The organism is Metalysinibacillus jejuensis (assembly GCF_003057615.1).
GTDB classification, from domain to species: Bacteria; Bacillota; Bacilli; order Bacillales_A; family Planococcaceae; genus Metalysinibacillus; species Metalysinibacillus jejuensis.
Genome location: NZ_QAFW01000075.1, coordinates 1 through 6790, shown reverse-complemented (window position 1 = coordinate 6790; position 6790 = coordinate 1). Strand labels below are relative to the sequence as shown.

Annotated in this window: 9 protein-coding genes; 4 read left to right on the top strand and 5 right to left on the bottom strand. The window is 38.9% G+C overall.

What is annotated here, in order from left to right:
- Nucleotides 1-136: 136 nt before the first annotated feature.
- Both DDE80_RS13395 and DDE80_RS13390 read right to left on the bottom strand, forming a co-directional pair.
- Entirely contained in the window at nt 137-643 is a 507-nt protein-coding gene (locus DDE80_RS13395) for a ferritin (protein WP_108308388.1), read from the bottom strand.
- 59 nt (nt 644-702) lie between these two features.
- Complete coding sequence (locus DDE80_RS13390; RefSeq protein WP_161952344.1) at nt 703-1998, bottom strand: MurT ligase domain-containing protein; 1296 nt, start codon at nt 1996-1998, stop codon at nt 703-705.
- Nucleotides 1999-2114: 116 nt separating this feature from the next.
- Here DDE80_RS13390 and DDE80_RS13385 point away from each other — a divergent pair, with 116 nt between their 5' ends.
- The 3 genes from DDE80_RS13385 to DDE80_RS13375 all read left to right on the top strand — a co-directional run bounded on the left by DDE80_RS13385 (nt 2115) and on the right by DDE80_RS13375 (nt 4665).
- Entirely contained in the window at nt 2115-2582 is a 468-nt protein-coding gene (locus DDE80_RS13385) for a low molecular weight protein-tyrosine-phosphatase (protein WP_108308386.1), read from the top strand.
- Complete coding sequence (locus tag DDE80_RS13380; RefSeq protein WP_108308384.1) at nt 2579-3244, top strand: RluA family pseudouridine synthase; 666 nt, start codon at nt 2579-2581, stop codon at nt 3242-3244. Before DDE80_RS13385 ends, DDE80_RS13380 begins: the two co-directional genes overlap by 4 nt.
- A gap of 266 nt (nt 3245-3510) precedes the next feature.
- Nucleotides 3511-4665 carry an iron-containing alcohol dehydrogenase gene (locus DDE80_RS13375; RefSeq protein ID WP_108308382.1) on the top strand — a complete coding sequence of 385 codons (1155 nt, stop codon included), beginning with the start codon at nt 3511-3513 and terminating at the stop codon, nt 4663-4665.
- A 75-nt stretch (nt 4666-4740) separates the two neighbouring features.
- Here DDE80_RS13375 and DDE80_RS13370 read toward each other — a convergent pair whose 3' ends face one another.
- The 3 genes from DDE80_RS13370 to DDE80_RS13360 form a co-directional block, all read right to left on the bottom strand.
- On the bottom strand, nt 4741-5265 hold the full coding sequence (locus DDE80_RS13370; protein WP_108308381.1) for a hypothetical protein: 525 nt from the start codon (nt 5263-5265) through the stop codon (nt 4741-4743).
- Nucleotides 5258-6328 carry a DUF2157 domain-containing protein gene (locus DDE80_RS13365; RefSeq protein WP_161952343.1) on the bottom strand — a complete coding sequence of 357 codons (1071 nt, stop codon included), beginning with the start codon at nt 6326-6328 and terminating at the stop codon, nt 5258-5260. The genes DDE80_RS13370 and DDE80_RS13365 overlap by 8 nt, the downstream gene beginning before the upstream one ends.
- Before the next feature lie 119 nt (nt 6329-6447).
- Nucleotides 6448-6597, bottom strand: a complete 150-nt coding sequence (locus DDE80_RS13360; RefSeq protein ID WP_235190411.1) for a ribbon-helix-helix domain-containing protein — start codon at nt 6595-6597, stop codon at nt 6448-6450.
- Nucleotides 6598-6676: 79 nt separating this feature from the next.
- Between DDE80_RS13360 and DDE80_RS13355 the strand changes: the two genes are divergently transcribed.
- Nucleotides 6677-6790: helix-turn-helix domain-containing protein (locus DDE80_RS13355; RefSeq protein ID WP_153060878.1), on the top strand; the 114-nt coding region annotated here is incomplete at its 3' end.

Sequence of the window (6790 nt, the reverse complement as noted above, 5' to 3'; positions counted from 1 at the left end):
TTGTTTTGGTGACTTTATTTTAACAGAAGGTGTTCTTTTTTAACCACAAAAATCAAAGCCCTTGAACTTTTACGCCATGTAAAAGTTCAAGGGCTTTTCATTTATAAGCAGGGTTTTGTCCCAGCCTGTTTTTATTTTATTGTGCATTTGGATCGAACTTACGAGAAGCTAGCTCATTGTCTAACATAAATACAGCATTCGAATCGCCATGTACGCGTTCTAAACGTTGAATTAAATTGTCAAAAGATGCTTCTTCTTCTACTTGTTCATCGATGAACCATTTTAAAAATGCCATCGTTGCGTGTTCGCGTTCTTCTAATGCAATGTCCGCTAAATGATAAATGCGACGTGTCACTTCTTTTTCGTGAGTTAACCCTGTTTTGAATGTATCCACGACTGATGTGAATTCGTTACCTGGGTTACCAAAACCGCTAATTGTAACAGGGTAGCCCATGTCATTAATGAAGTTATAAAACTTCATTGCGTGGAAGCGTTCTTCCTCTGCTTGTACTAAATAAAAGTTAGCAAAACCATCATAGTTTTGAGCTGTGCAATAAGCAGCCATTGCTAAATAAGTATGAGCCGAATAAAATTCGAAATTCATTTGATCATTTAAAGCGCGGTGTAATTTTTCGGATAACATTTAAATTCCTCCTATAATTGGTGATACAGCTTATTTCGTCATCACTCGTACAAAACCCTTTATTTTACGAGTTGTTTGCGCACTGGTTCAAGCATCGTATAGTTAGGAATAACGAGTACGCTATCTGCACCTACCGCTAATTGCTCACTGAGCGGAGCTTCTGTTACGATGTGTAAGTTTTGTTCGGCAAAGCCTTGAGCAAGCAGCGCGTTTTTTACATCTTGTGCGCAACTACCACCACAGTAAATATGCTGAACATCATCACGTTTAATAAGTGCGTAGTTAGCATCGTTTACCCAACTGCTATCGATGCCATCATAAGGTGTATTATTGACACCGATATAGACATTTTTAGTGCCAGGTAATGTATCAATCGCAGATAAACTTACATCAAGGCCAGCGGTATTTTTAGCTAAGTTGAGCAAGATTTCTTGATCATTTAATGTAAAGCGTTCCATTCGACCGTTTTCTAAAGCTACAGCACGTAAACCTTTAGCAACTTCGTCTTCTGTAAAACCGAGCTCTCGTGCAGCCGCGATTGCAGCGGCGATGTTATAGGCATTATAGCCACCTTCTAAAGCACAATGATAGTCGGTGTTATTAATCGTTACAGCTCCGTCACGAACAGCTGTTACTGTATAGCGTGGTGTAGAAGAAGCATAGTCACAGCTAGCGCAATAGAAGTTCCCTAAGTTCGCATATAATTGAAAATCGTAACGCAATTCGCCACCGCAACGTGGGCAAGTAACATGTTCTTCGTTTTTAATCGCGTCGAAGTTGAAGGCATCTTTAGCGAAGCCATAATAGATAGCTTGTTGTTTGCTTACGATATGAGAAACGTAAGGATCATTACTGTTGAGCACTAAGCGCAAGTCATAAGGTGCGAGTACATCTTTAAGCGTATTCGCTAAATCATGCTCTGTGCCAAAGCGATCGACTTGGTCTTTAAATAAATTAGTAAAGACAAAATAATCAGGGCGAATTTCTTTTAGTACACGTGCAATTGAACCTTCATCAATTTCAATAACCGCATAATCAAACTTTTTCGTACCACGCAAATTTTGAGGAGCTACAAATGCTGTAGTAATACCAGTGATAAGATTAGCGCCTTCTTTATTATGAATTACACGCTTACCATTTTCTTGTAAGATTGTCGCTAATAAATTAGATGTTGTTGTTTTACCATTTGTTCCTGTAATAAAAACAACATGGCCTACATTATTGCGTAATTGCTTTAAAATAGCAGGATTTAGTTTTCGTGCAACGACGCCTGGTGTTGTACTGCCACCCTTACCTGCTAACTTACTTGCCTTTTGAATTGCTTTTGTCATACCAATCGTCAATGATTTTTTCACAACAGACCCCACCTTATCAAATTTCATACACGGATTATACCATAAGAAGTCTGACATTAACGTGTTTCAGCCCCCGTAAAATGCTAGTATGATAATAGTGAAAAGGAGGAAGTAAAATGACAAAAGTATTGTTCGTTTGTTTAGGAAACATCTGTCGTTCACCTATGGCTGAAGCCGTATTTCGTCACCAAGTTAAGGAAGCTGGGTTGGCTGATAAAATTGAAATTGATTCTGCAGGCACAGGTGACTGGCATGTTGGAGAGCGTCCTCATAAAGGCACGCTAGCAAAAATGGCGGAGTATGGCATTTCAACAGAGGGTATGCATGCACGCCAAATTACAGCTGAAGATGGTCAAACGTACGATTATATCGTAGCAATGGATGATAGCAATATGCGTAATATGATGCAAGTATTCCCACAAACATCAGCAACTGTACTGCGTTTATTGGATGTTATTGATGATGCATTAACTGAAGTACCAGACCCTTATTATACAGGAGATTTTGCGCAAACTTATGATTTAGTTGAACGTGCAAGTAAGGCCTTATTAAAGAAAATTATAAGAGAGCAGGGACTGCTGTGAAAATTATATATGAAGATAACCATTTACTCGTTGTAGAGAAACCAATCAACGTACCTGTCCAAGAAGATAGCAGTGGTGATAAAGATTTATTAACCTTATTAAAGGAAGATATTAAAGTGCGTTACGATAAGCCTGGTAATGTTTATTTAGGCTTAGTCCATCGTTTAGATCGACCTGTCGGTGGTGCTATGGTTTTTGCTAAAACATCAAAAGCTGCCTCGCGTCTTGCAGATACTTTACGTAAACAGGAGATGCAACGAGAGTATGTAGCGGTGTTACGCGGTGTGCCAACTAAAAAAAGTGCCCAGCTCGTAAATTATTTATGGAAAGATGGCGCTAAAAACAAAGTGCACGTAGTACCGGCTAAAGATAAGAGGGGAAAAAAAGCCATCTTAACGTATGAAACGCAAAAGGTAAATGGCAATAGCGCATTAGTGAAGGTGCAATTACAAACTGGGCGCTCCCACCAAATCCGCGTGCAATTTGCCGCAATAGGGTGTCCCCTATACGGTGATCAAAAATATGGTCAACATGTTAATCGCGTAGGTGAACAAATTGCTCTTTGGTCAACAATGATTGCTTTTCCACATCCAACAACGAAAGAATGGCTTACTTTTACTTCGTCCCCACCGAAGGAGCAACCGTGGCAACAGTTTTTCTAACATAACAGAAGGTATTAAGGTCTAAAGTAGGTAAAGTAAACGATAATGCATTGATAAAGTGTGCTGAAAACGCTTTCTAAATGTGAAAAAAGTATAAATATATTGTGAACATCACATTTTTGAAGTCGTTTCTGTTGAGTTTATAAACCCATGGGCGTATATTTCTACGTGTAAAGTCGTTGCAACACTTTGTAGGTAAAATGACAATTCGTACTAGCGGAGCCGGAACCCTATTGCGGATAACAAACAACTTGGAGGTAACTTACATGACACAACAGAGTTCATTTTCAATGCCAGCCATTAACTTATTCGGACAAGGTACAATCAATGAAGCGGGCACACGCTTGAAAGATGTCGGTGCTAAAAAAACATTACTTGTTACAGATGAAGGGTTATATCAATTAGGTATTGCAAATACCATCGCTGATATTATTAAAGCAGCAGGCGTAGAGGTTGAGATTTATCCAAAAGCAGAGCCAAACCCAACAGATCAAAACGTAGCAGACGGTGTAGATGCTTATAAAGCAGCTAACTGTGACTCATTAGTATCACTCGGTGGCGGTTCTTCACATGACGCGGCTAAAGGTATTGGCCTAGTTGTTTCTAATGGTGGTACTATCCACGATTACGAAGGTGTAGATAAATCTAAAAATCCTTTAGTACCTTTAATTGCTATTAATACAACAGCAGGTACTGCAAGTGAAATGACGAAGTTTACGATCATTACAGATGTAAAACGCCACGTTAAAATGGCGATTATCGACAAGCATGTTACACCACTTGTATCAATCAACGACCCTGCTTTAATGGTTGGCCTTCCACCAGCGTTAACAGCAGCAACAGGTCTAGATGCATTAACACACGCAATTGAAGCTTATGTTTCTACAGCGGCAACACCAATGACTGATGCTTGTGCAGAAAAAGTATTTGAGTTAATTCCTGAGTTCTTACCACGCGCATTCGCTAATGGTCATGACATGGAAGCACGTGAACAAATGGTTTACGCTCAATTCTTAGCAGGTATGGCATTTAACAATGCATCACTTGGTTATGTACACGCTATCGCGCACCAAATGGGCGGGTTCTATAATTTACCACACGGTGTATGTAATGCGATTTTATTACCACATGTATGCCACTACAATTTAGTAGGCCGTGAAGATCGCTTTGCGAAAATCGCAGCTTACCTAGGTGAATCAGTAGATGGTTTAAGCAAACGTGAAGCAGCTGAAAAAGGTATCGCAGCTATCGAACGTTTAGCTAAAGATTTAAACATTCCTTCAGGTTTTGAAGAGCTAGGTGCTAAGCATGAAGACATCCAAACATTAGCTGAAAATGCGATGAAGGACGTAACAGCAGCAACAAATCCTCGTAAACCAAAACTAGAGGAAGTAATGGAAATTATTCGCCAAGCAATGTAAAAACAAAAACAAAAATCCTCAGCTAACTCCAGTGAAGCCCCTTCGCTGGAGTTTTTTTGTAGCAAAAAGCCAGCGTCAATGCGCTGGCTTTCGTAATTCTGTAATGACGGCATGTCCATTAGCATACTGGAGTGTAGCATCCCATTTATAATCAGTCGTAGTGCTGTAGTTATACGTATCTGCATAGTTTATCGCGCGACCTACATCAAGTGTGATAGGTAGTTCTTGATTTTCATAAGCACTCATATTGTATAAATACATTGTAGCTGGTAAGTACACCTCATCCTTTGGCTTTCTTAATTGTACATGACGTAAAGTTAGCTTTTTATTATGCGAAACAGCAAAGACAGCATATACCTTTTTACGTACACTATTTTGTTGCGTAGTTAATTTACGCAAGCTAGGTTCAAGCTGGTCACGTTTAACATGTAGCGGGATGTCGATGTACGTATCTGCTTTAATATTATCGTAGCTTGTGGCTTCGATAGTGTACGTTGTTGTTGATGATAGTAATTGCCAAAGCGGTAAGGATAAAGCAACCGCAAATATAATAGGAAGCAATAGCGCGATACTAAATTGCTTTTTCGTTAATTTAGTCAATGGAATCAGCCTCCCGACGCGTGCGTTCAAACCAGTAGCCAAAACCAATTAATAATAACCCTGCTACTACGAAGAATACGGATTTAGGAATAAGATCAAACGTATAGTTGGTGTACACCGTAATAATTAATACCGCAATTAGTACGATTGCTTGTAAGTGAGCAGTGCGTAATAAGCTAAAAGCGAGCACCGCAAAACCTATAGTGAAAATAATGCTAAGTGTTGTGGCAGTGGTTTGATGAAAGCTTTGCCATGAAAAATCACTCATTAGCATCGCACCCGTAAAGCTAAGCAGTGCAGTACCTAACCAGCGTGTAAGTGTGGCATGTTGTGCTGAGCGAGTGAAAAATAAAGTTAAACCAAAGCCAAATACAACAAGCAATACGCTATAAGTAGGTGCATTAAAATAATCACCAAAAGTTGTTAACCACATAATAGTGAGCGCGACAACTGCTACTAGCAGTAATGCATTATTGTGCAGTTTACGCATATTAAACCATGCTAGTGCTGCAATAAATGGTAATAGGCTACTAATGTAAAATAAGCTAGCATCATAATAATTAACAGTAGCAATAAACACAGCTACAGCAAATAGTAGTGATAAAAAGATATCACGTAAAAAATAAGCTAGCGGAGCAATAATAAGTGCCCATAGCAATGCAGTAGTCGTAAAGTTGACCATATTTGTGTACAAGCCTTCAATGAAATACAGGCTTGCACCTGCAATAAAGACTGCCACATAGTATAAAGCACGAGAGGTGCGCTCAAATTTTGTTTGCAAACTAAAAGCGAGCACATAGCTTGTTACAGTAGCACCTATAAGGATTGTAAATTTGGTAATTGCAGCTAGATACATCCAATTCGTAGACACTGCAATCAACACACCAATGCCAATTAAAATAGCACCAACTGTTAATATAATAGAAAGAATGGATAATGGCGGTTTAACTTGATAGTGCTGTTTGGCGGCTTGGATTTGCTCAGCGGAAATAACATGTTGTTGTTCGAGATAGTGAAGCTCATCTAGTATGTCATTAAAGTGCTTTTGTGTAATGATTTTCAAGATTATCCCTCCTTTTTTAACGGCTTTCCGAAAGAAGTCTCCCATCCTCAAGGAATGTGAAGGTGCGAATAGCACCAATGAGTAGGTGGGAGATGAATTTCGGTTGGCTTTAGCCAAAGTTATTTTTCTAAGCCTTTTCGCAATAATTCGAGAATAGTTGCTGTTCTTGTAGACAGTCCGTTTTCTTCTTGGTATTTATCTAATTTCTCGATAATTGATTTAGGCATACGAATTTCTACACGTTCTTTATTATCTTTCAAAATTATCACCTCTCACTTGATTGTACGGTATTTCTACGATACAATCAATATATACGATATTATTCCGTACAAAGCGAGGTGAATTGATATGACTAAACAAAACAAAGCTTTCAAATTCCGTTTACTACCAAACAGAGAACAGGCAGTATTATTAGCCAAAACATTTGGTTGTGTTCGTCTTGTCTACAATAAGATGCTTGCG

What these genes read in the sequence shown, in the direction of transcription:
- DDE80_RS13395 (WP_108308388.1), bottom strand. Translation starts at nt 643, where the DNA reads ATGTTATCCGAAAAATTACACCGCGCTTTAAATGATCAAATGAATTTC.
- DDE80_RS13385 (WP_108308386.1), top strand. Translation starts at nt 2,115, where the DNA reads ATGACAAAAGTATTGTTCGTTTGTTTAGGAAACATCTGTCGTTCACCT.
- DDE80_RS13375 (WP_108308382.1), top strand. Translation starts at nt 3,511, where the DNA reads ATGACACAACAGAGTTCATTTTCAATGCCAGCCATTAACTTATTCGGA.